The organism is Candidatus Methanocrinis alkalitolerans (genome assembly GCF_029167205.1).
Classification (GTDB): Archaea; Halobacteriota; Methanosarcinia; order Methanotrichales; family Methanotrichaceae; genus Methanocrinis; species Methanocrinis alkalitolerans.
This window is the reverse complement of sequence record NZ_JARFPL010000079.1, coordinates 1-2,292: the sequence shown is the minus strand read 5'-3', so window position 1 is coordinate 2,292 and position 2,292 is coordinate 1. Positions and strand designations below refer to the sequence as shown.

Sequence of the window (2,292 nt, the reverse complement as noted above, 5' to 3'; positions counted from 1 at the left end):
CTCATGCTGTAGGAGAACGTAAGCAGTACATGGCTGATAAAGTGGTAGAGACTACTAAGAAGCGCATCGCATCGATGCCTCTCTTTGTTTCTGACGGTTTGAAGTTCTACACCAAGGCGTTGCTGAAGTCATATGGCAAGCTGGTTGCCTTTCCAAAGACTTTAAGGAGAGGGCGGCCAAGAAAGCCAAAGTTGGTGCCAGATGATGATCTGAGATACGCCCAGGTCATAAAGTTCAAAGCAGGAGGAGCTATCAGGAAAGTCAAAAAGAAGGTGATATTCGGAAAGGATATCGATCCGAAGGACATTTCAACAAGCCTGGTCGAGAGACAGAACCTGACGTTGAGACAGGACAACAACCGCATATCGAGGAAGACCATCGGCTTCTCAAAGAAGATTTCTGAGCTTGATAAGCAAATGACACTCTACTTTGCCCATTTTAACTTTTGCAGAGGGCATTCGTCCCTGATAAGTTTGGATTGTTTGGGGAGGAAAAGAAAGAACAGCCCTGCGAAGACAAGTGGTTTGACAGACCACAATTGGTCGTTAAGGGGGCTGTTGACTTATCCGTATCACAGAATATCAACCAGTTAGGGGCGCACCACCCCAGCATCAAATTCCGTCATCATACCGCCACCATCTTAAGGGATCAGAGAGGGAGAAAAGACCATGAAGGGATGGGGTATTATAATCTTAATTTTGGCAGTGAGCTTATCTTTCGCCTCCGGCCCTGCAAGCAGCTGGGTGAGCGGCACCGGAGCCATCGACGTCACCAGGTCAGTCGTAGATCGGATCGACGAATTCGAGCACCACACCTCCTTGGCGGGGGACGGAAGCCTCGAGATTGGCCGTTCCAGAGGAGGGAACTCGGATCTCCATAGAGGGTCCTCTCCCAGGACCTTCAGCCTCTCCTACTCCGGAGACGTCCCCCTGGTGGGGATGAAGCGGATAGAGATGGGGTCTGCCCTCGCAGGGACCAAGACCATCATCGAGGAGGCGTTCAGCGCCAACGAGATCGAGAAGGAGGAGACCGCCCGCGTCGGATCGGGGAGTTCACATCTCGTCGGAACCGATACGAAGCTCAGCTTCAACGGCACTTACATCACCACCTCCAATATGCACCGGATCTTTGAGACCGACGTCAGATCTCAACAGAGGTTCACCGGAGAGTTCGACATCCAAAGACAGATGAGCTTCGGAGGCCTCGCCGACCGGAGGCCCTCTATAACCATAGCAGTAAGCCCAACGGACTGCTACGCCGAGGTAGGAGCCCTGGTGACGAGGCGATACCAGGTAGCCAACGTCGGCACCGTCCCGGTCCAGGGTCTTATCCTCATCGATTCGAGGGCGGGAGCCGTCGCCCTCGACAGGAGAGATCTCCACCCAGGGGAGGTCACCACCGCTGAATCCAGCTTCTTCGTCCAGCAAGCCGACCTGCCGGGGCCCCTGAAAGACGCCGTCCAGGTCACGGGTTCTGACTTTCAGGGCAACATCGCCGCTGCCTCGGCAGCGGCCAACGTCAGCATCATCGGGGGAGGGGCTCTCAACCTGACGGTCACCCCCCTCTCGGAATGCGCCAACGCAGGAGATGTCGTCACCTACATCTACACCATCGATAACATCGGCGACTTGGCGATAACCCAGCTCAATTTGACCGACTCCATCGGCGGCGGTCCGATGGCGATAAACGCAACCCTGTCGCCCGGAGAAAGCATCGCCCTCGAAGGGAACAGGACGGTTATGGAGATAGACCTCCAGGGTCCTCTGAATAACACCGTCTCGGTTTCGGGTTTCAACTCCATGGGCGAAATGGCGGCGGCCTCGTCGGAGTCGGACCTTCAGCCGTGCTGAGGATAAATCCACCACTTTTTTTATAAATGAGACTTTTCGGCCCCAACCTCTAAAAAACGTTTTATACTCGGGGATCTTACTATATTTGAAGGATATGTCGGCTTCCAGCAATGATAATTATAAATATATAATTTTCTGGTTTTTGGAGGCAGTCCTTCTGCGGGGTTATTCACAGGGGGCTACCGTCAACGTTAGCCCCGGCGACGTTCTTCAAGCCGCCGTCGACGAGGCGATGGATCCGTCGTTCCGCACTAACGGTCTAATTTCCAAACATTTTCCCTATAATTTATAGCAAAGATTTATTAAATATCCCGTTATATCCGGCATTCCGCAGTAAGTCTATGCAAAATTAAGAATTTATTGCTTGCCAAAATGTGCATAAATTCAAACGTTTAACTCAAATTTTGTTTAAAATAATTTTACTAGAATTTGTCAACATGAT

2 protein-coding genes are annotated in these 2,292 nt (G+C 51.8%); both read left to right on the top strand.

The window, feature by feature from the left end:
* A partial coding sequence (locus tag P0O24_RS12390) for an IS1 family transposase (protein WP_316970060.1) occupies positions 1-593 on the top strand: 593 nt, incomplete at its 5' end.
* A gap of 111 nt (positions 594-704) precedes the next feature.
* On the top strand, positions 705-1,850 hold the full coding sequence (locus P0O24_RS12385) for a DUF7507 domain-containing protein (protein WP_449384946.1): 1,146 nt from the start codon (positions 705-707) through the stop codon (positions 1,848-1,850).
* The last annotated feature ends 442 nt before the right edge of the window (positions 1,851-2,292 follow it).